Genomic DNA, 25104 nt, shown 5'->3' on the forward strand with positions numbered 1-25104 from the left:
ACCCTATGTTGCCTCCAGCAACAGCAAATCCATCAACAATACCAGGTTGGATTCAAACGAGGTGATCCCCGCCGCTTCCGCCGCGAAATGTACCGCTTCGTCGTAGAGTGCGAAGTGGATATCTGCCAGTGCAGCGAGTGAGTTTGCGGAGGCGCGGGTAAACGCGACGACCGTCATGCCGACGGTGTGTGCGATCCGCACTTTATCCAGCACCTGCTCGGTTTCACCACTGCGCGATACGGCGATAAACACCTGATAGCGCGACGCATTGCTGAGAAAGATATTGCGGCTGTCGCCCGGGCCGGAGATAAATGCCGTCTTGCCCAAGACCTGCAGCTTCTTGGTTAAATACTCCGCGAACAAATATGAGAAACCTGCGCCGTAGAGAAAGAAACTCTCTTTGTCGCGCAGCAGCGCGGCGAACTGGCTGCGCTTTTCTGCTGTCACCCATTGAAAGGTCTGCTGATAATTGGCCATGAACTGTTGAAACAGCGCCGGGAGTTCAACGGCACCTTCACTGCGTTGCTCCGCAATATGCGGTGTATCGGATAAAAGCTGTTTGCAGTGCCAGATAAACTCGCTAAAGCCGCTGAAGCCCAGTTTCTGGCACAGACGGATAATGGTGGCGGTGGAGACATACGTGGCCTGCGCCAGTTGTCGCACGGTGATGTGGCCCACCAGCAGCGGATGCTCCGTCAGGTGCGCCAGGACGCGGTACTCGGCGCGGGTCAGTGACTCCCCGCGCGTCAGTAATGGCGCAAGTCGGTTATCCATTTACGCCGGTTCTACGGGTAAATCGTCGCGTGCGCCCCATTCACTCCAGGAGCCGTCATACAGCGTGACGTTTTCCGCACCCAGGGTTGTCAGCGCGAGAATAACCACCGATGCAGTGACGCCCGAACCACAGCTGGCAATAATTGGTTTATGCAAATCCACGCCCTGGCGGCGGAAAATGGCGGCGAGTTCATCGGTGGTTTTCAGCTCACCTTCCGCCACCAGATCCCCCCACGGCACATTCTTCGCACCGGGAATATGCCCGCGCTTCAGCCCTGGACGGGGCTCGTCCATTTCGCCATTAAAACGCGGTGCCGGGCGCGCATCGACAATCTGCGCTGTCCCTTCGTGACTGACTAACAGGACATCTGTCAGCTTTTTCACCACGGAGGGGTCAAAGTTGGCATTAAAATCAGACTCCGGCAACGCCACATCGCCTTTTTGCAGCGGCAGGGCATCCCGCTGCCAACCCGCGAGGCCACCGGCAAGAATTGACACCTTTTCTACGCCGTAATTGCGCAGCATCCACCAGGCGCGCGGGGCGGAGAAGAGGTTGCCTTCGTCGTAGACCACAAGGTGCTTATCCTGACTAATGCCCAGTTCGCGCATGGCGACAGCAAACGCTTCCGGGCGCATGAGCATATGTGGTAATGACGAAGTGTGATCGGAGAGAGCTTCAATATCAAAAAATACCGCACCGGGAAGGTGCCCGGCGCGGTATTCCGCTTTAAGGTCTCGATGCTCCTGTCCAGGAGGCGCCATACGGGCGTCAATCAGCTGGATTTCAGGATCATCGCTGTGTTCTATCAGCCAGTCGGCCGCGACAAAAAACGAGGTAGACATGGTTGCCTCCGTGTCATCAACAGTAACCTGAATTGTTCACGTTTTTTCCTGACCCGACAAGTTACCTTCGCTCATGTCGCGAGCAACCTCGTTATTTTTGCACGGCTTTGCCGTTTTCCCAGGCTTTTTGCAGTGCAGGCCAGTAATCCCGGTTGGCTTCGATCATCTCATCAAGGATCGCTTTAGCATGCTGCATGGTGGGCACGGTTTTGTTCAGTGTAAAGGCCTGCAACGCTTTTTCGTAGCTGCCCTCAATGGTGGCTTCGACCAGCAGTTGTTCCGAGGCCAGTTGCTGCATCAGTAGGGTCTGGTGAAAAAGAGGTACCGCCCCCATACGCACTGGCTCCGGGCCTTCGCTGGTAATATAGGCTGGCACTTCGACCATCGCATCGTAGGGTAAATTGGCAATCGCGCCTTTGTTTTCCACAATCACCAGATGGCGCTGGCGCAGGTCAAACGCCAGTGAACAGGCGACGTCAACAATAAACGCGCCGTGCACGCCCACGTGAAAAGCATCCGGCAGGATCCCACTGCGCTTATACTCCTGGGCGGCGGCAAACAATTTTTTCTCGCGCCCGTCCATCACTTCATTGGCGCGGGTGTAGTCGGGATCCTGATGGGCAACGATCTCGTTTGGCATCAGGTAGTACTGCAAATAGGGGTTTGGCAGATATTCCGGAAAGTGATCCATGATCGGCTTGATATTGCGCCAGGTTTTCACCCATGACGGATCGGCATGTTGCGGGTCCGTTTGGGAGGCATCTTCCGTCAGCAGACCAAAACGGGCAATATGCTCGCGCAACGCAGGTAGACGATCCTCACCATCTACACGTACCTGGGTAAACCAGCCAAAGTGGTTCAGGCCAAAGTAATCGACCTCCAGTTTATGGCGATCCACGCCGAGGATAGCGCCCATATTGCGCATCGCCGCCACGGGCATATCGCAGATATTCAGTACCCGTGCTTTCGGACGCAGACGGCGCACACCTTCGGCCACGATGGCTGCCGGGTTGGAATAATTGACGATCCAGGCTTTTTTATCGGCGTAACGCTCCACCAGATCGATCAGCTCCACCATCGGCAGAATCGTGCGTAGCCCGTAGGCTAGCCCACCCGGGCCGCAGGTCTCCTGACCCACCACACCATGGCGCAAGGGGATTTTCTCATCCTGTTCGCGCATTTTGTACTGACCGACGCGCATCTGAGCAAAAACAAAATGTGCGCCGCTGAGCGCCGTTTCGGCATTGCTGGTCACGGTAAATTTAATGCTCTGACTGTGGTCGCGGATCACTTTCTCTACCACCGGCGCAATGGTGCTCTGCCGGGCTTCATCAATGTCATACAGGCGAATTTCCGCCAGCGGGAACGCCTCCAGTCGGACCATCAGGCTTTTCACGATGCCGGGGGTATAGGTGCTGCCGCCACCGGCGATGGATAAAATAAACGGGGGTTTAACCATTTCTGGACTCCTTCAGAGAAACATCTCAACAGCTTCTCGCATTTTTTTGACATGCAGCCCGTAGACCACCTGAACGTTATTGCCTTGTTTGATAACACCTTTTGCGCCGGTTGCTTTCAGTTGCGGTTCATCAATCGCCGCCACATCGATCACCGTCACGCGCAGGCGGGTGTAGCAGTTGTCCACCACGTCAATATTGGCGCGCCCGCCCAGACCTTCGATGATCGCTGCGCCGACGCCAGCATTGCTGCCTTTTGCCTGATACTCCTGTTTGCTGTAGAGACGAGTCTCCTGCTCATCATCTTCACGGCCTGGCGTTTTCATGCCGAAGTGCACTATCAGGAAGCGGAAGATAAAAAAGTAGAGGGCGAACATAATGAGCCCAACGAGGATGTACATCGGCCAGTTGGACTTTTCGGTGCCGAGGGGCAGGTTGTAGAGCACAAAATCGATAATGCCGTTCGCGCCAATAGCATGAACGCCAAGCAGTGAGAACAGCATCATGCCGATACCTGTGAGCACGGCATGCACCACAAACAGCAGCGGTGCGACAAACAGGAAAGCAAACTCGATAGGCTCGGTGACACCGACTAAAAATGAGGTGAGCGCAGCAGGGATCAGGATCGCTTTGGCTGCGGCTTTGCGCTCAGGTTTCGCTGTCACATACATCGCCAGCGCAGCAGCGGGCAAACCGAACATTTTGCTGATACCGCGCGCATCCCAGACGACGGTGTTGCTGAGTTGCGTCACGCTCGGGCAGGCTATTTCGGCAAAGTAGATGTTACGTGCACCCTGATAAGTTGTACCGCAAATATCCGCCGTACCGCCGAGTTCGGTGTACAAAAACGGCGTATACACCAGATGGTGCAGCCCGGTCGGCACCAGGATGCGCTCAAGGAAACCGTAGACCGCAACGCCGAATGGCCCCGCACCTTTGATAGCCATCGCCAGGGCGCTGATACCCTGCTGGGCGAAAGGCCACAGTTCGCTCATGATCACACCTAATATCATCGCAACCGGCAGCATGATAATGGCGACGAAGCAGTGACCCGAGTAGATTGCCATCGCCCCGGAAAACTGTACCCCGGAATATTTATCGTACAGATAACCTGATAGCGCGCCGGTGAGGATCCCGGCGAAAACGCCCATCTCCAGCACCTGTACGCCTAACACCATACCCTGGCCTGCGGCTTTCATCTGCGCAGCAGGTGCCAGTACTCCCTGAAATTGCAGCATGACATTCATGGCGTTAATAAAGACGATAAAGGTCACCAGACCAATCAGCGCCGCATAGCCTTTATCCCGTGAGGCCAGGCCCACCGGAATGCCGACCGCGAAGACAAGGGCAAGGTTCGCCAACACCGATACAGCGGATTTGGCAATTAACTGACCGATTTGTTGAATAAGGGGGTGACCAAGAAAAGGCAGATAGTCGGCCAGGTTGCCGTTGCCGAAGATATTTCCACAGGCAATAAATAAGCCGACAATCGGCAAAATGAGCACCGGACCAAAGAGGGACTTACCAAAATTTTGTAGGGCATTCACGGCTCTGGACATAATGTTCTCTCTTATTAGAACCGCGCACAAAGGTGCACAGACAGCTTAACGGTAGCAGCAGGTCGCGTTGTTTTTCCATCTATCTTATTGTTTTAAAAACAAATGACATGAAACGTAACATGTTACGTTTCGCACTGTGATCCGCGTAACAGGGTGATCGGAAAAGCGTGACGGGACTTTGCGAAGCGCTTTCCAGAACCAAAGACACATTTTGTAATTCTTATCGTTGCGAATAATAATGTGTGGCAATGTTCAACAGGCTTTATAGGCCAGGGATAAAGAATGAAACCGCTACGCATTGCGGCGCTGACCGTCGCGCTGTTCACTACGTTTACGTTAGCCGGCTGTGATAACAACGATAAACCGCAGGCAAGCAGCTCGCCTGCTGCGGCATCCGCGCCGCAGCAAAGCCAGGCAGCCCCCACGCAAAGTAAAGAGAAACTGGCACAGCTTGCCGCGCGTAGCGAAGGTAAGCCGCTCACGCTGCTGGATGCCTCTGAAGTACAACTGGATGGCGCCGCCACGCTGGTGCTGACCTTCTCCGTTCCACTTAATCCCGATCAGGATTTTGCCTCGACCGTCCACCTGGTAGACAAAAAGAGCGGCAAAGTCGATGGTGCCTGGGAACTGGCGCCGAATCTGAAAGAGCTGCGCCTGCGCCATCTGGAGCCAAACCGCGAATTGCTGGTGTCGGTGGATCGCGGGCTAACGGCGCTGAACAAAGCCACGTTCGGCATTGATTACGAAAAAGCCATTACCACCCGCGATGTGCAGCCCAGTGTCGGCTTCGCCAGCCGTGGTTCGTTGCTGCCGGGAAAAGTGGTGGAAGGGCTGCCGGTGATGGCGCTAAACGTCGATAACGTCGACGTGAATTTCTACCGCGTGAAACCGGAGTCGCTGGCGGCGTTTATCAGCCAGTGGGAATACCGTAACGCCCTGTCAAACTGGGAGTCGGACACGTTACTGAAAATGGCCGACCTGGTGTATACCGGCCGTTTTGACCTCAACCCGGCGCGCAACACCCGTGAGAAGTTACTGTTGCCGCTCAGCAGTATTCAGCCGTTGCAACAAACCGGGGTCTATGTCGCCGTAATGAATCAGGCCGGTCATTACAACTACAGCAATGCCGCCACGCTGTTCACGCTCAGCAATATTGGCCTGTCTGCTCACCGTTACCATAATCGTCTGGATATCTTCACCCAGGGGCTGGAAAACGGCGCAGCGCTCTCCGGTATCGAGGTGATGCTGCTCAATGAGAACGGGCAAACGCTGGCGCAGGCCACCAGTGACAAAGAAGGTCATGCAACGTTAACCACCGACAAAGAAGCGGCGCTGATCCTGGCGCGTAAAGACGGTGAAACCACGCTGCTGGACCTGAAATTACCGGCACTGGATCTGGCGGAATTCGCCATTACCGGCGAACCGGGCTACAGCAAACAGTTCTTTATGTTTGGCCCACGCGATCTCTATCGTCCGGGTGAAACGGTGATCCTCAACGGACTGCTGCGCGACAGCGACGGCAAGCCGTTGACTGCGCAACCGGTGAAACTGGAAGTCGTGAAACCGGACGGGCAGGTGATCCGTACGGTGGTCAGCCAGCCGCAGAACGGGCTGTATCATTTTACCTACCCGTTGGAAGCCAGCGCGCAAACCGGGATGTGGCATATCCGCGCCAATACTGGCGATAACCAGCCGCGCGAGTGGGGCTTCCATGTTGAAGACTTTATGCCGGAGCGCATGGCGCTGAATATCACCCCGCAGACATCACCGATTGCACCAGCGGATGACGTGGTGTTTAACGTGAACGGCCACTACCTCTATGGTGCGCCAGCGAGCGGCAACACGTTGCAAGGGCAACTCTATTTACGCCCGTTGCGCGAAGCTGTCCAGGCGTTGCCGGGGTTCCAGTTTGGCGACATCGCAGAAGAAAACCTCAGTCGTAGTCTGGATGAAGTCCACCTGACGCTGGATGACAACGGGCAGGGCGAAGTCACCACCGCAAGCCAGTGGCAGGAGAGTCATTCGCCGTTAGACGTTATTTTACAGGCCAGTCTGCTGGAGTCGGGCGGTCGCCCGGTTACACGCCGCGCACAGCAAGCCATTTGGCCTGCACAGGCGCTGCCGGGTATCCGCCCGCAGTTTGCGTCAAAAGCGGTCTATGACTATCGCACCGATACCACCGTCAACCAGCCCATCGTTGACGAAGACAGTAACGCCGCGTTCGACATCGTCTATGCGGATGCCAAAGGTAACAAAAAAGCAGTCAGTGATTTGCAGGTACGGTTGATCCGCGAACGCCGCGATTATTTCTGGAACTGGTCAGAAAGTGAGGGTTGGCAGTCGCAGTTCAATCAAAAAGATTTGGTTGAAGGTGAGCAGAGCCTCAACCTGGCGGCGAATGAAACCGGTAAAGTGACCTTCCCGGTGGAGTGGGGCGCTTATCGTCTGGAGGTGAAAGGGCCGGACGATACCATCAGCAGCGTGCGTTTCTGGGCCGGTTACAGCTGGCAGGATAACAGCGACGGTGCGGGTGCCATTCGTCCGGATCGCGTCACCCTGAAACTGGATAAACCGGCCTACAAACCGGGCGATACCGTCAAGTTGCACGTTACTGCGCCTGCTGCGGGCAAAGGCTATGCAATGATCGAGTCGGCTGAAGGCCCGCTGTGGTGGCAGGAAATTGATGTGCCGGCAGACGGCCTCGATCTCTCTATTCCTATCGATCAGAAATGGCAGCGCCACGATCTTTATATCAGCACACTGGTGGTTCGCCCCGGTGACAAGTCGAAGTCCGCGACGCCGAAACGCGCGGTCGGTCTGCTGCATCTGCCGATGGGAGATGAAAACCGCCGTCTTGATGTCACGCTGAATACCCCGCAAAAAATGCGCCCGAACCAGCCGTTAACGGTGAAAGTGAAGGCGGCAGTGAAAAATGGCGACACACCTAAACAGATCAATGTGTTGCTTTCCGCAGTAGACAGCGGTGTGCTTAACATTACGGATTACGTGACGCCAGATCCGTGGCAGGGCTTCTTCGGCCAGAAACGCTACGGTGCGGATATTTACGATATCTACGGCCAGGTCATTGAAGGGCAGGGGCGTCTTGCTGCACTGCGTTTTGGTGGCGACGGCGACGAAATGAACCGTGGCGGTAAACCGCCGGTCAACCATGTCACCATTATTGCCCAGCAAGCACAGCCCGTTACACTGGATGAGCACGGTGAAGGCACGGTGACGTTGCCAATTGGTGATTTCAACGGTGAGTTGCGCGTGATGGCACAAGCCTGGACGGCGGAAGACTTTGGTAGCAGCGAAGGCAAAGTGATTGTTGCGGCTCCTGTGATTGCCGACATGAATATGCCGCGTTTCCTCGGTAGCGGCGACACTTCCCGCTTGACGCTGGATGTCACTAACCTTACCGATCAGCCGCAAACCCTGAATGTGGCACTGGCAGCAAGTGGATTGCTGACGCTGGAGAGTGGTCAGCCTGAACCGGTAAAACTGGCTGCCGGGCAGCGTAAGACGTTGTTTATTCCGGTGCGTGCGCTGGACGGTTTTGGCGAGGGTGAGATCAGCGCGCAAATTAGCGGGCTGATGCTACCAGGCGAAACGTTTGCGCCACAGCAGAAACAGTGGAAACTTGGCGTACGTCCGGCATTTGCTGCGCAGACCGTTAACAGCGGCGCGATGTTGAATCCCGGTGAGAGCTGGCATGCCCCAGCGCAGCACCTTGCCGGAATGTCCCCGGCAACGCTGCAAGGTCGCGTGCTGTTTAGCGGCAAACCACCGTTGAACCTTGCGCGCTATATTCAGGAGCTGAAAGCCTACCCGTACGGGTGCCTGGAGCAAACCGCCAGCGGCCTGTTCCCGTCGCTCTACACCAACGCCGCACAGCTTAAAGCGCTGGGCATTAAAGGCGAGAGTGACGAGCAGCGCCGTGCTGCGGTGGATCTGGGTATCTCGCGGCTGTTGCAAATGCAGCGTGACGACGGCGGTTTCTCGCTGTGGGATAAAAGCGGTTCAGAAGAGTACTGGTTAACCGCCTACGTTACTGACTTCCTGGTCAGCGCCTCCGCCCAGGGCTACAGCGTACCGACAAATGCGCTGAATAACGCCAACAACCGCTTGCTGCGCTACCTGCAGGATCCGGCGACGATGGCAATCCGTTACAGCGACGATCTTCCTGCCACCAAATTTGCCGTACAAAGCTATGCAGCGCTGGTGCTGGCACGTCAGCAAAAAGCCCCGCTGGGTGCGCTGCGTGAAGTCTGGCAGCGCCATGAGCAGGCCAAAGCAGCGCTGCCGTTGATGCAACTGGGTGTGGCATTAAAACTGATGGGTGATGCGCAACGCAGTGAACAGGCCATCAACCTGGCGCTGAAAACGTCACGGGTGCAGAACAACCGCTGGCTGGCGGATTACGGCAGCGATCTGCGCGATAACGCGCTGATGCTGGCGCTGTTGCAGGACAACAACCTGCTGCCGCAAGTGCAAACGCGTCTGCTGACAACCTTGTCTGAACAAGCGTACGGTCAGCGCTGGTTGTCGACTCAGGAGAGTAACGCGTTGTTTTTAGCCGGGCGTAATCTGCAAAACGCCTCTGGTAGCTGGCAGGCGCAAACCTCGCTCGATGCCGCTGCACTGGGTGGCGAGAATGCCCAGAGCCGTAACCTGGATGCCGATCAGCTGGCTTCATTGCAGGTCACCAACAGCGGTTCAACCCCGTTGTGGTTACGCCTGGACAGTGCCGGTTACCCGGATCATGCGCCGACGCCTTCCGCCAATGTGCTGCGCATTGAGCGCAACATTCTTGGCACTGATGGCCGTAGCAAATCTCTTTCATCGCTGAAAAGCGGCGATTTGGTGCTGGTATGGCTGGAAGTGAGCGCCAGCCAGAATGTACCGGATGCGCTGGTGGTGGATTTACTGCCTGCCGGTCTGGAGCTGGAAAACCAGAATCTGGCCAGCAGCAGCGCCAGCTTGCAGGATAGCGGAAGTGAAGTGCAGGAACTGCTAAACCGTATGCAGCAGGCGGATATCCAGCATATGGAGTTCCGCGACGATCGCTTTGTGGCGGCAGTCCCGGTAAGCGAAGGTCAACCCGTTACGCTGGTCTATCTGGCGCGGGCAGTGACGCCGGGCCATTACCAGATTCCTGCGCCGCAGGTGGAATCCATGTACGTACCGCAGTGGCGGGCGACAGGCGCGACCAGCGGCTCGCTGACTATCGTGCCGTAACGTGAAGATCGTGCATCTGATGCGCACCCGCTGGCGCTGGCTGGTGGGGGCGCCCCTGTTATTGGTGCTGGCGGTGATCGCTGCGGATAAAATCTGGCCGCTGCCGCTCAGCGAGGTGGATCCCGCGCGTGTGGTGGTGGCAGAAGATGGCACGCCGCTATGGCGTTTTGCCGATGCTGACGGCATCTGGCGTTATCCGGTGACCATTGAAGAGGTTTCGCCGCGTTATTTGCAGGCGCTGATCCAGTATGAAGATCGCTGGTTCTGGGATCATCCCGGCGTTAACCCGTTTTCCATTCTCCGTGCCGCCTGGCAGGATCTCAGTTCCGGGCGCGTGGTGTCGGGCGGCAGTACATTGACGATGCAGGTTGCCCGTCTGCTTGATCCTCATCCACGGACTTTCGGCGGCAAGGTACGCCAGCTCTGGCGCGCGCTGCAACTGGAGTGGCACCTTTCTAAACGCGACATTCTCACGCTCTACCTGAACCGCGCACCCTTTGGCGGTACGTTGCAAGGCGTGGGCGCGGCAAGCTGGGCTTACCTTGGCAAACCCCCCGCAAAACTCAGTTATGCCGAAGCTGCGCTGCTGGCTGTTCTGCCGCAAGCGCCAAGCCGTCTGCGTCCTGACCGCTGGCCAGAACGGGCGCAGGCGGCGCGTGACAAAGTGCTTGAACGCATGGCGTCACAACAAGTATGGCCAGAGGTGCAGGTGAAAGAGTCGCGGCAGGAACCGGTCTGGCTGGCACCCCGGCAAATGCCGCAACTGGCACCGCTGTTTGCCAGACGTATGCTTGGCGAAAGCCGGGCGTTGAAAATCACCACGACGCTGGACGCCACGCTGCAACGGCAGCTTGAAGAGCTGGCGCTGAGCGTCAAAACGCGTCTGCCGCTGCGCAGTTCGCTGGCGATGATCGTCGTTGATCATACTGATATGAAGGTGCGCGGCTGGGTTGGCTCGGTAGACATCAATGATGACAGTCGCTTCAGCCATGTGGATATGGTCAGCGCGGTGCGCTCGCCCGGATCGGTGCTGAAGCCGTTTATCTATGGTATGGCGCTGGATGAAGGATTAATTCACCCGGCGTCGTTACTGCAGGATGTACCGCGACGGGTCGGGGATTATCGGCCCGGCAATTTTGACAGTGGTTTTCACGGCCCTGTCAGCATGAGCGAGGCGTTGGTGCGTTCGCTGAATTTACCGGCAGTACAGGTGCTGGAAGCTTACGGGCCGAAAAAGTTTGCCGGTAATTTGCGTAATGCCGGATTGCCGCTGAGCTTACCGACCGGGGCTGAGCCCAATCTGTCGCTGATCCTGGGGGGCGCAGGGGCGCGGCTGGAAGATATTGCCGCCGCTTACAGTACTTTTGCCCGCGGTGGTAAAGCCGGGCAACTGCGCCTGACGCCGGATGCACCGTTGGTGGAACGACGGTTAATGTCGCCGGGAGCGGCGTGGATCATTCGTCGTATTCTGGCCGGGGAAGCGCAACCGATGCCGGACGCCGTATTGCCGCAGGTCGCGCCGCTGGCCTGGAAGACAGGCACCAGTTATGGCTACCGTGATGCCTGGGCTATCGGTGTGAATGCCCGCTACGTGATTGGGATCTGGACCGGCAGGCCAGATGGTACGCCGGTCGCCGGGCAGTTCGGTTTTGCCAGCGCCGTACCGCTGCTTAACCAGGTGAACAACCTGCTGCAGGCGCGTTCGGCGCTTGAGCAGGGGAAATTACCGCGCGATCCGCGTCCGCAATCCGTCAGTCAGGGAATGATTTGCTGGCCTGGCGGGCAAAGTTTGCCGGAGGGAGACAGTAATTGCCGTCGCCGTCTGGCAACCTGGTTGCTGGAGGACAGTCAGCCCCCTACGTTGCTGATGCCAGAGCAGGAAGGGATGCACGGCATCAATTTTCCGCTGTGGTTAAACCGTGAAGGCCGACGCGTTGCGGCGGACTGCCCGGATGCGCAACAGAAAACATGGATTGTCTGGCCACTGCCGCTTGAACCCTGGCTACCGCCAGGAGAACGGCGGGCGGCGCGTTTACCCCCAGCAGATAAGCACTGCCCGCCGCGTAATGATAACGCGCCGCCTCCCCTGTTACTCAGTGGCGTGCGTGAGGGCGCGGTGATTAAGCGTATTCCGGGGCAATCTTTTGTGCTGTTGCCAGTGCAAAGCAGCGGCGGGGAAGGGGGACGCTGGTGGTTTCTGAATGGTGAACCCCTGTCGCCGCACGAGAATTTATTAAGCCTGAAACTTGATAAAACCGGTGAGTATCAGTTATTGGTGATGGATGACGTGGGGCAGGTCGCTGCGGTGCAGTTTACTGTGCAATAACCTGTTAAATGGTGAGTTTAGTGAAGGGTGTTGCTAAAGCTCGTCTTATTTTAAAAAAATGTTACCTTAATCCATAGGCAACGCTCACGTTGCTCTTTATAATCCGCGCCAGGTCATACTCATGTGTATGTACGACAACAGAACAACTTACAGAGGTAATCATGGCTATTGAACGTACTTTTTCCATCATCAAACCAAACGCGGTGGCAAAAAACGTTATTGGCAGCATCTTCTCTCGCTTTGAAGCGGCAGGATTTAAAATCGTCGGCACCAAAATGCTGCATCTGACCGTTGAACAGGCTCGCGGTTTTTACGCTGAGCACGAAGGTCGCCCGTTCTTTGACGGTCTGGTTGAGTTCATGACTTCCGGTCCGATTGTGGTCTCTGTTCTGGAAGGCGAAAACGCAGTGCAGCGTCACCGTGATCTGCTGGGCGCAACCAACCCGGCGAATGCGCTGGCGGGCACGCTGCGTGCTGACTACGCTGATAGCTTCACTGAAAACGGCACCCACGGCTCGGATTCCCTTGAATCCGCGGCTCGCGAAATTGCTTACTTCTTCGCTGAAGGCGAAGTGTGCCCGCGCACTCGCTAATCACCCGTTAAACTGTGTAACGAGTTTTACACTTTAATTTGTGAAATGCCGCGTGCAAACGTGGTATCTGTGCGTCAGAATTTGTACAATGCTGCGCCCCAGGATGAGCAGACGCTTACCTGGGGCGCTTCTTTTTAACCCTCCAGGGGCCATAACGTGTAATAACGAGGCCGGAATAAATTATGTCTGAACAAATTGTCATACCTGAGAACGACGCTCTCACGATCCCTAATAAAGATGCAAAAATTAACCTGCTGGATTTAAACCGTCAGCAGATGCGCGAGTTTTTCAAAAACTTAGGTGAGAAACCCTTCCGTGCCGATCAGGTCATGAAGTGGATGTATCACTATTGCAGCGATGACTTTGATGAAATGACCGACATCAACAAAGTTCTGCGCGGCAAGTTAAAAGAAGTCGCTGAGATCCGCGCGCCGGAAGTTGTTGAAGAGCAACGCTCTTCCGACGGCACCATCAAATGGGCGATCGCGGTAGGCGATCAGCGCGTTGAAACCGTCTATATCCCGGAAGATGATCGCGCGACCTTATGCGTCTCTTCACAGGTCGGTTGTGCGCTGGAGTGTAAATTCTGCTCAACCGCGCAGCAGGGCTTTAACCGCAACCTGCGGGTGTCAGAAATCATCGGTCAGGTATGGCGCGCCGCGAAAATTATCGGTGCGGCGAAGGTGACCGGCAACCGTCCTATCACCAACGTGGTGATGATGGGCATGGGTGAGCCGCTGCTGAACCTGACCAACGTCGTTCCGGCGATGGAAATCATGCTGGATGACTTTGGTTTTGGTCTGTCCAAACGCCGCGTAACGCTGTCCACCTCGGGTGTGGTTCCGGCGCTGGATAAACTGGGTGACATGATTGACGTTGCACTGGCGATTTCTCTGCATGCACCGAACGATGAAATTCGTGACGAAATTGTACCGATCAACAAAAAGTACAATATCGAAACCTTCCTCGCGGCGGTGCGTCGCTACCTGGAAAAATCCAACGCCAACCAGGGTCGCGTGACCATTGAATACGTTATGCTGGATCATGTGAATGACGGCACTGAGCATGCGCACCAACTGGCGGAGTTGCTGAAAGATACACCGTGCAAGATCAACCTGATCCCCTGGAACCCGTTCCCGGGCGCACCGTATGGCCGCAGCTCCAACAGCCGTATTGATCGCTTCTGTAAGGTGCTGATGAGCTATGGTTTTACTACAATTGTACGTAAAACGCGTGGCGATGATATCGATGCTGCCTGTGGTCAGCTCGCAGGCGATGTGATCGACCGTACCAAACGCACTCTTCGTAAGCGTATGCAGGGCGAACCGATTGCGGTGAAGTCACTGTAATGCGAAAACGCAGCACGAAGAATGTGCTGCATTTTCTAAAAATGACGAATATTTGGCCTGTACGTATGCAGGCCATTAATAATTACGGTGCGTTTCTCCTGACTTTGAGGCAGTATGTAGTGATGGAACAACGGCTTAGCAAAAAGTGCTGAAAGCTGTTCTGTTATGCAAAGCCTGACAGTCTTATACTAGGGGTCCAGGCTTAATTGACCCGGTTTTTTCGCGGCGCGTGTAGGCATTGCGGTCACGCGCGCCTGAATGTTTAATTTCACGTACCAGTAGTTGTAGCGAATGAATACTGAAGCCACTCACGACCAAAACGAAGCACAAACCACTGGCGTACGTCTGCGCAGCGCCCGTGAACAACTTGGACTCAGCCAGCAAGCGGTTGCAGAGCGCTTGTGCCTGAAGGTTTCCACGGTACGCGATATCGAAGAAGACAGGTCACCCGCTGACCTGGCCTCTACCTTTGTGCGTGGTTATATCCGCTCTTATGCCCGGTTGGTGCATATTCCCGAAGAAGAATTACTGCCAATGATTGAGAAGCAAGCGCCGGTCAGAGCCGCGAAAGTGGCCCCGATGCAGACGTTCGCTTTAGGCAAGCCGCGTAAAAAACGCGACGGCTGGCTGATGAGTTTCACCTGGCTGGTGCTGTTTGTGGTGGTAGGCCTGACCGGCGCCTGGTGGTGGCAGAACCATAAAGCGCAACAGGAAGAGATCAGCACCATGGCCGATCAATCCTCTGCTGAACTCAATGCTAACAACAGCAACGAACAGAGTGTTCCACTGAATACCGACTCCTCTTCCGCCCCGGTAGATAACTCCTCGACGTCAGTTGAGCAGCCTGCGCCGACCACAACGGCTCAGGCTCCGGCGGTTGCACAGCAAGCCCCGGCAAACACCGCTAACCAGAACACAGTGGTACCGCCGTCTCAGGCTAACGTTGATTCTGCGCCTGCGGCAATGGCGAACAACGGGCAACTGCCGACCGATCAGGCAGGCGTTGCTGGCGCGGCAGCCAACAGCAATGGTCTGGCGATGACCTTTAACGCCGACTGCTGGCTGGAAGTGAGCGATGCAACTGGCAAAAAACTGTTCAGCGGCATGCAGCGTAAAGATGCAACGTTGAATCTGGCGGGCCAGGCACCGTATAAACTGAAAATCGGCGCACCGTCAGCAGTCCAGATCCAGTATCAGGGTAAACCTGTCGATCTGAGTCGTTTTATCAGAACTAACCAGGTTGCGCGTCTGACCCTCAATGCCGAACAATCAGCAGTACAGTAACAGACGGGCAACGCGGGAGATTTTTCATGCATAACCAGGCTCCGATTCAGCGTCGGAAATCGAAACGGATTTACGTTGGTAATGTGCCAATCGGCGATGGCGCGCCTATCGCCGTGCAGTCAATGACAAACACCCGCACCACGGATGTTGAAGCCACGGTTAACCAAATCAAAGCCCTTGAGCGTGTCGGCGCGGATATCGTCCGCGTTTCCGTCCCGACGATGGACGCGGCGGAAGCGTTTAAACTGATCAAACAGCAGGTGAGCGTTCCGCTGGTGGCGGACATTCATTTTGACTACCGCATTGCGCTGAAAGTGGCGGAATACGGGGTGGATTGCCTGCGTATCAACCCGGGCAACATCGGCAACGAAGAACGTATTCGCACCGTTGTTGATTGCGCGCGTGACAAAAACATTCCTATCCGCATCGGCGTGAACGCCGGATCGCTGGAAAAAGATCTTCAGGAAAAATACGGCGAACCGACGCCGCAGGCGCTGCTCGAATCTGCCATGCGCCATGTGGATCATCTCGATCGTCTGAACTTTGATCAGTTCAAAGTCAGCGTCAAAGCCTCTGATGTGTTCCTCGCCGTTGAGTCTTATCGCCTGCTGGCGAAGCAGATCGACCAACCGCTGCATCTGGGTATCACCGAAGCTGGCGGCGCACGCGCGGGTGCGGTGAAGTCGGCGATTGGCCTCGGCCTGCTGCTCTCCGAAGGGATTGGCGATACGCTGCGTATTTCGCTGGCCGCCGACCCGGTGGAAGAGATCAAAGTCGGTTTCGATATCCTGAAATCCCTGCGCATCCGCTCCCGTGGTATCAACTTTATCGCCTGCCCGACGTGTTCCCGTCAGGAGTTCGATGTTATCGGTACGGTTAATGCGCTGGAGCAACGTCTGGAAGATATCATCACGCCCATGGACGTTTCCATTATTGGCTGCGTGGTGAACGGTCCGGGTGAGGCGCTGGTCTCTACACTGGGCGTGACAGGTGGCAATAAGAAAAGCGGCCTGTATGAAGATGGCGTGCGCAAAGATCGCCTTGATAACAGCGATATGATCAGCCAGCTTGAAGCCCGCATTCGCGCCAAAGCGTCGATTCTGGATGAAGCGCGCCGCATCGACGTGCAACAGGTAGAAAAATAACGTGACTGGGAAGCGGCTGGCTTCCCGTGTATGATGAACCCGCCAGGCGCTCCGGCCCTGAGGGTTCATTTTTTGTATTCATAAAGAGAAGAAACGTGGCAAAGAATATTCAAGCCATTCGCGGCATGAACGATTATCTGCCTGGCGAGACCGCCATCTGGCAGCGCATTGAAGGCACCTTAAAAAACGTGCTCGGCAGCTACGGTTACAGTGAAATCCGTTTGCCGATTGTAGAGCAGACCTCGTTATTTAAACGCGCGATCGGTGAAGTGACCGACGTGGTTGAAAAAGAGATGTACACCTTTGACGATCGCAATGAGTTAAGTCTGACGCTGCGTCCAGAAGGTACGGCGGGCTGTGTACGCGCCGGCATCGAGCATGGTCTTCTGTACAATCAGGAACAACGCTTGTGGTATGTCGGGCCCATGTTCCGCTACGAGAAGCCACAAAAAGGACGCTACCGCCAGTTCCATCAGTTGGGTGTTGAAGTGTTTGGCCTGCAGGGGCCGGATATCGACGCCGAGCTGATTATGCTGACCGCCCGCTGGTGGCGTGAGCTGGGTATTGCTTCCCATGTTGCGCTTGAACTTAACTCCATCGGTTCACTTGAAGCGCGTGCGACCTACCGCGATGCGCTGGTGGCGTTCCTCGAACAGCATAAAGATAAGCTGGACGAAGATTGCCTGCGTCGCATGTACACCAACCCGCTGCGCGTGCTGGACACCAAAAATCAGGACATCCAGACGCTGTTGAACGATGCGCCGAAACTGGGTGATTACCTGGATGACGAGTCCCGCGAACACTTCGCCGGGCTTTGTGCATTCCTGGATGCGGCAGGCATTGCCTATACCGTTAACCAGCGCCTGGTGCGCGGTCTGGACTACTACAACCGCACTGTATTTGAGTGGGTCACCACCAGTCTGGGCGCGCAGGGCACCGTGTGTGCTGGCGGTCGTTACGACGGTCTGGTTGAACAATTGGGTGGTCGCGCCACACCGGCGGTGGGCTTCGCGATGGGTCTTGAACGACTTGTTTTGTTAGTTCAGGCAGTTAATCCGGAATTTAAAGCAGAATCCGTTGTCGATATATACCTGGTGGCGTCTGGCGCCAATACGCAATCCGCTGCGATGCAGTTGGGTGAGCAGGTGCGTGATGCGTTACCTGGCGTACGGCTGATGATGAACCACGGCGGCGGCAATTTCAAAAAACAGTTTGCCCGAGCAGACAAGTGGGGCGCTCGCGTCGCACTGGTGCTCGGCGAATCTGAAATCGCCGACGGTAATGTTGTGGTGAAGGATTTACGCTCTGGTGAGCAGAGTACGGTAACGCAGGACAGCGTTGCGGCGCATTTGCGCACACTACTGGGCTAATCTCCCCGGTGAATTATCGTTAAGGAGAAGGACTGCGTGGAAATTTACGAAAACGAAAACGACCAGGTAGACGCGATTAAGCGCTTCTTTGCTGAAAACGGCAAAGCGCTGGCTGTTGGCGTTGTTTTAGGTATTGGTGCGCTGGTTGGCTGGCGCTACTGGACCAATCATCAGGCTGATACAGCAAAAGCCTCATCGCAAGCTTATGAAAACGCGGTTTCCGCGCTTCAGGCAGACAAACCCGAGTCGTTCGCGGCGGCGGAGAAGTTTGCCGCTGACAACAAAAACACCTACGGCGCGTTAGCGTCGCTGGAACTGGCGCAGCAGTACGTTGATAAAAACGAGCTGGACAAAGCTGCTGCCCAGTTGCAACAAGGGCTCGCGGCGACCAGCGATGAAAATCTGAAAGCGATTTTCAACGTGCGTCTGGCGCGTGTTCAGGTGCAACTGAAACAGCAGGATGTTGCGCTCAAAACACTGGATGCCGTAAAAGGCGAAAGCTGGGCAGCTATCGTGGCTGATTTACGCGGCGAGGCACTGCTGAGCAAAGGCGACAAACAAGGCGCGCGCACCGCATGGGAAAACGGCATTAAAAACAATGCTTCCCCTGCGCTGAGTGAAATGATGCAAATGAAAATTAATAATTTGTCCATCTAAGAGGGACCCGATGCAATTGCGTAAATTACTTCTGCCTGGGCTGCTTTCCGTTACGTTATTGAGCGGCTGTTCCCTGTTCAATGGCGAAGAAGATGTTGTCAAAATGTCCCCGTTGCCGGTTGTTGAAAACCAGTTTACGCCGTCAACGGCGTGGAGCACCTCCGTTGGCAACGGTATCGGCAATTTCTATTCCAACCTGCATCCGGCCTTTGCGGATGGCGTGGTATATGCCGCCGATCGCCATGGTGTGGTGAAAGCTCTGCATGCAGAAGATGGTCGTGAAGTCTGGTCCGTGAATCTGGCCGAAAAAGATGGCTGGTTCTCAACCCGCGCTGCACAGCTTTCTGGCGGTGTGACTGTTTCCGGCGGCCACGTGTATGTCGGTAGTGAAAAAGCACGCGTTTATGCGCTGAACACCAGTGATGGCTCTACCGCCTGGCAAACGAAAGTGGCCGGTGAGGCACTGTCTCGCCCGGTCATCAGCGATGGTCTGGTGCTGATCCATACCAGCAACGGTCAGTTGCAAGCGCTGAATGAAACTGATGGTGCAGTAAAATGGACCGTTAACCTGGATATGCCTGCGCTCTCTCTGCGCGGTGAGTCTGCTCCGACTGCTGCCTTTGGTGCTGCCATTGTTGGCGGTGATAATGGTCGCGTGAGTGCGGTGTTGATGCAGCAAGGCCAGTTGATTTGGCAGCAACGTATCTCTCAGGCAAACGGGCCGACGGAAATCGATCGTCTGAGCGATGTAGACACCACGCCGGTTGTGGTGAATGGTGTCGTGTACGCGCTGGCTTACAATGGCAACATGACAGCGTTGGATCTGCGCAGCGGCCAAATCATGTGGAAACGTGAGCTGGGTTCAGTCAGTGATTTCATCGTTGACGGCAACCGTATCTATCTTATCGATCAGAACGACCGCATTCTGGCGCTCACCACGGACGGTGGTGTAACTCTGTGGACACAAAGCGATCTGCTGCACCGTAACCTTACCGCTCCGGCGTTGTATAATGGTTATATTGTGACAGGCGATAGCGAAGGCTATGTGCACTGGATTAATGTCGAGGACGGCCGTTTTGTGGCACAGCAGAAAGTCGACAGCTCTGGTTTCCTGACCGAGCCGGTCGTTGCCGATGGCAAACTGCTGATCCAGGCAAAAGACGGTACGCTGTACGCCATCACGCGTTAATCGCGCTGAGGTTGTCGTTCCCGTAAACGGCTCCTGTTGCAGGAGCCGTTTTCCTGTTTTTAAAACGCTGCGCAAACCGCGCCGTTTTGCTAATGAATTTTCTGTAATGAGGCTTCAAACATGGTACCTGTGGTCGCGCTTGTCGGGCGCCCTAACGTTGGAAAATCCACGCTATTTAACCGTTTAACACGCACCCGTGATGCGCTGGTAGCGGATTTCCCGGGTCTGACTCGTGACCGTAAGTACGGTCGTGCTGAAGTGGAAGGCCGTGAATTTATCTGCATCGATACCGGCGGTATCGACGGCACGGAAGACGGTGTGGAAACCCGTATGGCGGAACAGTCGCTGCTGGCGATTGAAGAAGCCGATGTGGTGCTGTTTATGGTGGATGCGCGCGCTGGCCTGATGCCTGCTGACTCCGCTATTGCGAAACACCTGCGTGCGCGTGAAAAACCGACCTTCCTGGTGGCGAACAAAACCGATGGTCTGGATCCGGATCAGGCAACGGCGGATTTTTACTCGCTGGGCCTCGGTGAAATCTACGCCATTGCCGCATCGCACGGGCGCGGTGTGACCAGTCTGCTGGAACACGTGCTGATGCCGTGGATGGACGAGCTGAATCCGCCGGAAGAGGTGGACGAAGACGCTGAGTACTGGGTGCAGTTCGAAGCCCGTGAAAACGGCGAAGTAGAAGAGCCGGAAGATGACTTTAACCCGCAGGATTTGCCGATCAAGCTGGCTATTGTCGGTCGTCCGAACGTCGGTAAGTCCACACTCACTAACCGTATTCTTGGTGAAGAGCGTGTTGTGGTGTATGACATGCCGGGGACCACGCGTGACAGTATCTACATCCCGATGCAGCGCGATGAACGTGAGTACATACTTATCGATACGGCGGGCGTGCGTAAGCGTGGCAAAATCACTGATGTGGTGGAGAAGTTCTCCGTTATCAAAACGCTGCAGGCGATTGAAGACGCTAACGTGGTGCTGTTGGTGATTGATGCCCGCGAAGGCATCTCCGATCAGGATCTGTCGCTGCTGGGCTTTATCCTTAACAGTGGTCGCTCGCTGGTGATTGTGGTCAACAAGTGGGATGGCCTGACCCAGGAAGTGAAAGAACAGGTTAAAGAGACGCTGGATTATCGCCTTGGCTTTATTGATTTTGCCCGCGTGCACTTTATCTCTGCGTTGCACGGCAGTGGCGTCGGTAACCTGTTTGAGTCGGTTCGCGAAGCCTACGACAGCTCTACCCGTCGCGTGAGCACCGCGATGCTGACCCGCATTATGACGATGGCATCGGAAGATCATCAGCCGCCGCTAGTGCGCGGTCGCCGCGTGAAGCTGAAATACGCGCACGCCGGGGGGTATAACCCGCCGATTGTAGTGATCCACGGTAACCAGGTGAAAGACCTGCCGGATTCCTACAAACGCTATCTGATGAACTACTTCCGTAAATCGTTGGACGTGATGGGTACGCCGATCCGTATCCAGTTCAAGGAAGGGGAAAACCCGTTTGCAGAGAAGCGCAACACCCTGACGCCGAACCAGATGCGTAAACGTAAGCGTCTGATTAAACACATTAAGAAAAGCAAGTAATGCGTCACGCCAAACCCGCCATCCGGCGGGTTTGCTGTTATGGTCAGGCCGTTTGCGATTTTGCCCACTCCACAGCGTGCTCAGCCAGGATCATCTCCCCGGAATAAAAATCGTATAACACGCCGCCGGAAAGCTTCGTCAGACAACTGGCCGCAGCCAATGCCGCCATGGTTTCAGCGGGTCTGCTTCCGGCACAAAATGTGATGCTGTAGTTGAACGGTTGCACGCCATCCAGCTCTGCAAAATCGTCATCATCAAGTTCGCGCGCGTAATACTCGAAACCGGATATTTTCTCTTCCACCGGGCAGGGCAGAAAGCCGCTGAAGGTGAGAGGGTCGAAATCATCATCCAAATCGCACGCAAAACCCTGCTGCTTTATTTCTGCTCTCCACGCCGGGGGGGCGGGCATCTTTGCAGCATGAAGATAAACGCTAAAATCCCGTGACATAACCGCTCCTTGCTATTTATGAACGCCCTATTTATCACATGCTGTTATTTGCGAGCAGAGATTTTTTTCATCACTTACGGAGATACACCTTGGCCAACCAAACCAAAGATAAAACAGGCGACGGATTATTTGTTACCCGCCGTGTATGATAGTTGCAGTGAAACATGAAGGAGCTCGTTATGGATTTAAAATGCCCGACCTGCCACAACCCACTGGAACAGGTGGGAACGCACGCCCACTGCAACGTCTGCGATACAGACATTGAAGTACAGGCCAACTGCCCGGAGTGTCATCAGCCTCTGGAGGTGTTAAAAGCCTGTGGCGCGGTGGACTTCTTCTGTCAGCACGGCCACGGGCTGATTTCCAAAAAACGCGTTGAATTTACCCTGCGTTAAGACTTGCAGATACACCCTTCACCTTCGCGCCACAGATCAACAAAAGAGGGAGGGGCTTTACTTTCCGGGATCAGCAACAACACATCTGTTGGCTGCGTGGTCCAGGTTATCTGTACACGGTAAAAGCGCTGGTCGCCGCGTCCTGGTGAACCTGGCTGCCCGGGCGGTTGCCCGAGCGGCAAAGCCTGGTGCAGGATTTCAACCAGGCGCTGGCGCTGCTCGTTGCTGAGCTGGGCAATGACAATTCGCCGTTTGCCGCTCAGCTTCGGCATAAAAGCCAGCCCGCCTTCACGGGCTAACTCCACCACCGCATCGTCGGTTAATTCCGGTTCGTTCATCATAATACTCCGACATCTTTCCACGCCTGCTCAATGGCTGCCGACACCTTTTTGCCGGAGCGTTTTTCGCCGTGTTTGATGGTGAGTTTCGCAAAAGCGGCAAAATCCGCGTCTTGCGCCAGTGACTTATCGCAGACGGTATCGTACCAGGCGTACCCTGTTTGCTCCCAGGCATGCCCGCCAACGGCAGTCGCCGCCAGGTAAAACGCGCGGTTAGGAATACCGGAGTTCAGGTGTACGCCGCCATTATCTTCCCGGGTTTTGACATAGTCCTTCATATGCGCGGGCTGCGGATCCTTACCCAATAACGGGTCATCATAGGCGGTGCCAGGCTCAGACATCGAACGTAGCCCACGGCCGTGAATGCCTTTTGCCAGCAAACCCTCGCCAATAATCCAGTCTGCTTCGGCGGCGGTTTGTTGTTTGTGATACTGCTTCACCAGCGATCCAAAAACATCCGATAGCGACTCATTCAGTGCGCCCGCTTGTTCAAAGTAGATTAAGTTCGCTTCTGTTTCTGTGACACCGTGGCTGAGTTCGTGCGCTACGACATCAATGGCTATCGTAAAGCGGTTAAAAATCTCACCGTCGCCATCGCCAAAGACCATCTGCTGACCGTTCCAGAAGGCGTTTTGATACTCTTTGCCGTAATGCACGGTGCCGTTGAGGATCAATCCCTGGTTATCCAGCGAGTTGCGCTGATAAATCTGCCAGAAGAAATCGTGCGTGACGCCAAGGTAATCGTAGGCTTCATCCACGGCGACATCGCCATTCGATGGCTGACCTTCGTACCGTACCTGCTCACCGGGCAGGGTCTCTTTTTGCTGCGCGTCATAGATATCGCGCACCAGTTCACCGGGGGAGGTCACCAGCGGCGCATTGACTTTGCCATGGCTGTGGGCCATCAGCGTTTGCACGTGCGTTAACGTCTGGCGGGCGCAACGTTGTTGCAGCTCGGAACCATTATCAATAATGCGGCGAAGGATATAAGGCGGGATAACGCTGTACGGGCGATATGAATGCATGTTGATCTCCTTGATAAAACAACAAAGAACAACAAAAAGTATAGGACCGCAGGATCCGGGGGACGGACAAATTAGGAGGATTTACGCTGGCGCGGTTTTTTTACGGGCTTGACGGCGCTGACTTCGCTCTCTACCCAGCCATCGTTTAGCCGCGTGGTCAGCTTGTCGCCCGCTTTCACCTGTTTAGTCTGTTTCAACACTTTGCCATCCGTCGCGGTGGTCACGCTGTAGCCACGCGCCAGTGTCGCCAGCGGACTGACTGCTTCCAGATGAGTGATAGCCGTTCCAAAGCGTTCACGCGTGTGACTTAAGCGGTCGCGAATGGTCTGGCTGAGGCGATACTCCAGTTGTTGCACGCGAGTTTGCGCCCGGTGAATACGCGGCTGCGGATTTTGCTGGTTCAGGCGCTGCATCACACGTTGCTGGCGTAAAGATGCACGCTTTAACTGGGTATCCAGCGCATTGTGCATGCGCTGTTGTAAACGGTCCAACACGGTTTGCTGGCGTGCCAACCTTAATTGCGGGTGCTGTTGTTGCAAACGGTGATTCAGTTGCGCAAAGCGGCGGTTGCGGCCTGCCAGGTAATAATCCATCGCCATTTCGAGACGCTGCTGCATCGCCTGCACCTGGCGCAACAGTTCCAGTTGATTACGGCTGACGATTTCCGCCGCTGCAGACGGCGTTGGCGCACGCAGATCGGCGACAAAATCGGCAATCGTCACATCAGTTTCATGCCCGACAGCGCTGACCACCGGAATGGTGCTTGCAAAAATCGCCCGCGCCACGCGCTCGTCATTAAAGCTCCATAAATCTTCCAGCGAACCGCCACCGCGCCCGACAATCAGCACGTCACACTCCTGGCGCGCATTCGCCAGTTCGATGGCACGTACAATCTGTGCGGGGGCATCTTCGCCCTGAACTGCCGTCGGGTAAATCACCACCGGTAGCGACGGATCGCGGCGTTTCAGCACATGGAGAATATCGTGCAGCGCAGCGCCGGTTTTCGAGGTAATCACGCCAACGCAGTGCGCAGGTGAGGGAAGTGATTGCTTACACTGCTGGTCAAACAACCCTTCGGCAGCAAGCTTCGCTTTAAGCTGCTCGTACTTCTGTTGCAGTAAACCTTCGCCCGCCGGTTGCATGCTTTCAACCACAACCTGATATTCACCGCGCGGTTCATACAGCGTGATATTGGCGCGCACCAGCACTTGCTGGCCGTGCTGTGGGCGGAAGGTGACACGACGATTGCTGTTGCGGAACATCGCGCAGCGCACCTGGGCGGTGTCGTCTTTTAACGTGAAGTACCAGTGGCCTGAAGAAGGTTGGGTAAAGTTGGAGATTTCGCCGCTGATCCACACCTGGCCAAGTTCGCGTTCCAGCAGTAAGCGCACCGATTGATTCAGGCGGCTGACGGTATAAATGGAAGGGGATTGGAACGATGACATGTGAGCCAGATCAAATTCTAAATCAGCAGGTTATTCAGTCGATAGTAACCCGATACGAGGGGATAGCAAGTAT

19 protein-coding genes are annotated in these 25104 nt (G+C 55.5%); 11 read left to right on the forward strand and 8 right to left on the reverse strand.

What is annotated here, in order from left to right:
* Positions 1–3: 3 nt before the first annotated feature.
* The 4 genes from ABGA49_RS03570 to ABGA49_RS03585 form a co-directional block, all read right to left on the reverse strand.
* Positions 4–774, reverse strand: coding sequence for a MurR/RpiR family transcriptional regulator (locus ABGA49_RS03570; protein WP_088238217.1), 771 nt, complete (start codon positions 772–774; stop codon positions 4–6).
* Entirely contained in the window at positions 775–1617 is an 843-nt protein-coding gene (sseA, locus tag ABGA49_RS03575) for a 3-mercaptopyruvate sulfurtransferase (RefSeq protein WP_061493711.1), read from the reverse strand.
* Positions 1618–1708: 91 nt separating this feature from the next.
* A complete protein-coding gene (locus ABGA49_RS03580) occupies positions 1709–3076 on the reverse strand; it encodes a 6-phospho-alpha-glucosidase (RefSeq protein ID WP_347665147.1) in 1368 nt (455 codons plus the stop codon).
* Between the two features lie 12 nt (positions 3077–3088).
* Positions 3089–4633 carry a PTS transporter subunit EIIC gene (locus ABGA49_RS03585; RefSeq protein ID WP_061493713.1) on the reverse strand — a complete coding sequence of 515 codons (1545 nt, stop codon included), beginning with the start codon at positions 4631–4633 and terminating at the stop codon, positions 3089–3091.
* A gap of 282 nt (positions 4634–4915) precedes the next feature.
* Between ABGA49_RS03585 and ABGA49_RS03590 the strand changes: the two genes are divergently transcribed.
* The 10 genes from ABGA49_RS03590 (at position 4916) to der (ending at position 21380) form a co-directional block, all read left to right on the forward strand.
* Complete coding sequence (locus tag ABGA49_RS03590; RefSeq protein ID WP_347665148.1) at positions 4916–9871, forward strand: alpha-2-macroglobulin; 4956 nt, start codon at positions 4916–4918, stop codon at positions 9869–9871.
* 1 nt (position 9872) lies between these two features.
* Entirely contained in the window at positions 9873–12197 is a 2325-nt protein-coding gene (gene pbpC, locus ABGA49_RS03595) for a peptidoglycan glycosyltransferase PbpC (protein WP_347665149.1), read from the forward strand.
* A 161-nt stretch (positions 12198–12358) separates the two neighbouring features.
* Positions 12359–12790, forward strand: a complete 432-nt coding sequence (gene ndk, locus ABGA49_RS03600; protein WP_061493716.1) for a nucleoside-diphosphate kinase — start codon at positions 12359–12361, stop codon at positions 12788–12790.
* Positions 12791–12972: 182 nt separating this feature from the next.
* A complete protein-coding gene (locus ABGA49_RS03605; RefSeq protein WP_061493717.1) occupies positions 12973–14139 on the forward strand; it encodes a bifunctional tRNA (adenosine(37)-C2)-methyltransferase TrmG/ribosomal RNA large subunit methyltransferase RlmN in 1167 nt (388 codons plus the stop codon).
* A 291-nt stretch (positions 14140–14430) separates the two neighbouring features.
* Positions 14431–15423 (forward strand): cytoskeleton protein RodZ, encoded by a 993-nt coding sequence (gene rodZ / locus ABGA49_RS03610; RefSeq protein WP_061493718.1) that lies wholly within the window; start codon positions 14431–14433, stop codon positions 15421–15423.
* Between the two features lie 26 nt (positions 15424–15449).
* Positions 15450–16568 (forward strand): flavodoxin-dependent (E)-4-hydroxy-3-methylbut-2-enyl-diphosphate synthase, encoded by a 1119-nt coding sequence (gene ispG / locus ABGA49_RS03615; RefSeq protein ID WP_061493719.1) that lies wholly within the window; start codon positions 15450–15452, stop codon positions 16566–16568.
* A gap of 95 nt (positions 16569–16663) precedes the next feature.
* On the forward strand, positions 16664–17938 hold the full coding sequence (gene hisS, locus ABGA49_RS03620; RefSeq protein ID WP_061493720.1) for a histidine--tRNA ligase: 1275 nt from the start codon (positions 16664–16666) through the stop codon (positions 17936–17938).
* 36 nt (positions 17939–17974) lie between these two features.
* The gene (locus ABGA49_RS03625; protein WP_088238209.1) at positions 17975–18595 is read left to right on the forward strand and encodes a YfgM family protein; all 621 of its coding nucleotides are present in this window, start codon (positions 17975–17977) and stop codon (positions 18593–18595) included.
* 10 nt (positions 18596–18605) lie between these two features.
* Positions 18606–19784, forward strand: a complete 1179-nt coding sequence (gene bamB, locus ABGA49_RS03630) for an outer membrane protein assembly factor BamB (RefSeq protein WP_061493722.1) — start codon at positions 18606–18608, stop codon at positions 19782–19784.
* 120 nt (positions 19785–19904) lie between these two features.
* Entirely contained in the window at positions 19905–21380 is a 1476-nt protein-coding gene (gene der / locus ABGA49_RS03635; RefSeq protein WP_347665150.1) for a ribosome biogenesis GTPase Der, read from the forward strand.
* Positions 21381–21423: 43 nt separating this feature from the next.
* Here the strand turns inward: der and ABGA49_RS03640 are convergent, their stop codons facing one another.
* Positions 21424–21828 (reverse strand): hypothetical protein, encoded by a 405-nt coding sequence (locus ABGA49_RS03640; RefSeq protein ID WP_347665151.1) that lies wholly within the window; start codon positions 21826–21828, stop codon positions 21424–21426.
* Between the two features lie 179 nt (positions 21829–22007).
* Here ABGA49_RS03640 and ABGA49_RS03645 point away from each other — a divergent pair, with 179 nt between their 5' ends.
* Complete coding sequence (locus ABGA49_RS03645; protein WP_061493725.1) at positions 22008–22223, forward strand: zinc ribbon domain-containing protein; 216 nt, start codon at positions 22008–22010, stop codon at positions 22221–22223.
* Here the strand turns inward: ABGA49_RS03645 and ABGA49_RS03650 are convergent.
* The 3 genes from ABGA49_RS03650 to xseA all read right to left on the reverse strand — a co-directional run bounded on the left by ABGA49_RS03650 (position 22220) and on the right by xseA (position 25031).
* The gene (locus ABGA49_RS03650; RefSeq protein ID WP_347665322.1) at positions 22220–22561 is read right to left on the reverse strand and encodes a protealysin inhibitor emfourin; all 342 of its coding nucleotides are present in this window, start codon (positions 22559–22561) and stop codon (positions 22220–22222) included. The two genes, ABGA49_RS03645 and ABGA49_RS03650, sit on opposite strands and share 4 nt — an antisense overlap.
* Positions 22561–23586, reverse strand: a complete 1026-nt coding sequence (locus ABGA49_RS03655) for a M4 family metallopeptidase (RefSeq protein ID WP_061493726.1) — start codon at positions 23584–23586, stop codon at positions 22561–22563. Before ABGA49_RS03655 ends, ABGA49_RS03650 begins: the two co-directional genes overlap by 1 nt.
* A gap of 71 nt (positions 23587–23657) precedes the next feature.
* Positions 23658–25031, reverse strand: a complete 1374-nt coding sequence (gene xseA, locus ABGA49_RS03660; protein ID WP_061493727.1) for an exodeoxyribonuclease VII large subunit — start codon at positions 25029–25031, stop codon at positions 23658–23660.
* Between the last annotated feature and the right edge of the window lie 73 nt (positions 25032–25104).

This window comes from Kosakonia sp. WA-90, assembly GCF_039871955.1.
Classification (GTDB): Bacteria; Pseudomonadota; Gammaproteobacteria; order Enterobacterales; family Enterobacteriaceae; genus Kosakonia; species Kosakonia oryzendophytica.

What these genes read in the sequence shown, in the direction of transcription:
- ABGA49_RS03570 (WP_088238217.1), bottom strand. Translation starts at nt 774, where the DNA reads ATGGATAACCGACTTGCGCCATTACTGACGCGCGGGGAGTCACTGACC.
- sseA (WP_061493711.1), bottom strand. Translation starts at nt 1,617, where the DNA reads ATGTCTACCTCGTTTTTTGTCGCGGCCGACTGGCTGATAGAACACAGC.
- ABGA49_RS03580 (WP_347665147.1), bottom strand. Translation starts at nt 3,076, where the DNA reads ATGGTTAAACCCCCGTTTATTTTATCCATCGCCGGTGGCGGCAGCACC.
- ABGA49_RS03585 (WP_061493713.1), bottom strand. Translation starts at nt 4,633, where the DNA reads ATGTCCAGAGCCGTGAATGCCCTACAAAATTTTGGTAAGTCCCTCTTT.
- ABGA49_RS03590 (WP_347665148.1), top strand. Translation starts at nt 4,916, where the DNA reads ATGAAACCGCTACGCATTGCGGCGCTGACCGTCGCGCTGTTCACTACG.
- ndk (WP_061493716.1), top strand. Translation starts at nt 12,359, where the DNA reads ATGGCTATTGAACGTACTTTTTCCATCATCAAACCAAACGCGGTGGCA.
- ABGA49_RS03605 (WP_061493717.1), top strand. Translation starts at nt 12,973, where the DNA reads ATGTCTGAACAAATTGTCATACCTGAGAACGACGCTCTCACGATCCCT.
- rodZ (WP_061493718.1), top strand. Translation starts at nt 14,431, where the DNA reads ATGAATACTGAAGCCACTCACGACCAAAACGAAGCACAAACCACTGGC.
- ispG (WP_061493719.1), top strand. Translation starts at nt 15,450, where the DNA reads ATGCATAACCAGGCTCCGATTCAGCGTCGGAAATCGAAACGGATTTAC.
- bamB (WP_061493722.1), top strand. Translation starts at nt 18,606, where the DNA reads ATGCAATTGCGTAAATTACTTCTGCCTGGGCTGCTTTCCGTTACGTTA.
- der (WP_347665150.1), top strand. Translation starts at nt 19,905, where the DNA reads ATGGTACCTGTGGTCGCGCTTGTCGGGCGCCCTAACGTTGGAAAATCC.
- ABGA49_RS03640 (WP_347665151.1), bottom strand. Translation starts at nt 21,828, where the DNA reads ATGTCACGGGATTTTAGCGTTTATCTTCATGCTGCAAAGATGCCCGCC.
- ABGA49_RS03645 (WP_061493725.1), top strand. Translation starts at nt 22,008, where the DNA reads ATGGATTTAAAATGCCCGACCTGCCACAACCCACTGGAACAGGTGGGA.
- ABGA49_RS03650 (WP_347665322.1), bottom strand. Translation starts at nt 22,561, where the DNA reads ATGAACGAACCGGAATTAACCGACGATGCGGTGGTGGAGTTAGCCCGT.
- ABGA49_RS03655 (WP_061493726.1), bottom strand. Translation starts at nt 23,586, where the DNA reads ATGCATTCATATCGCCCGTACAGCGTTATCCCGCCTTATATCCTTCGC.
- xseA (WP_061493727.1), bottom strand. Translation starts at nt 25,031, where the DNA reads ATGTCATCGTTCCAATCCCCTTCCATTTATACCGTCAGCCGCCTGAAT.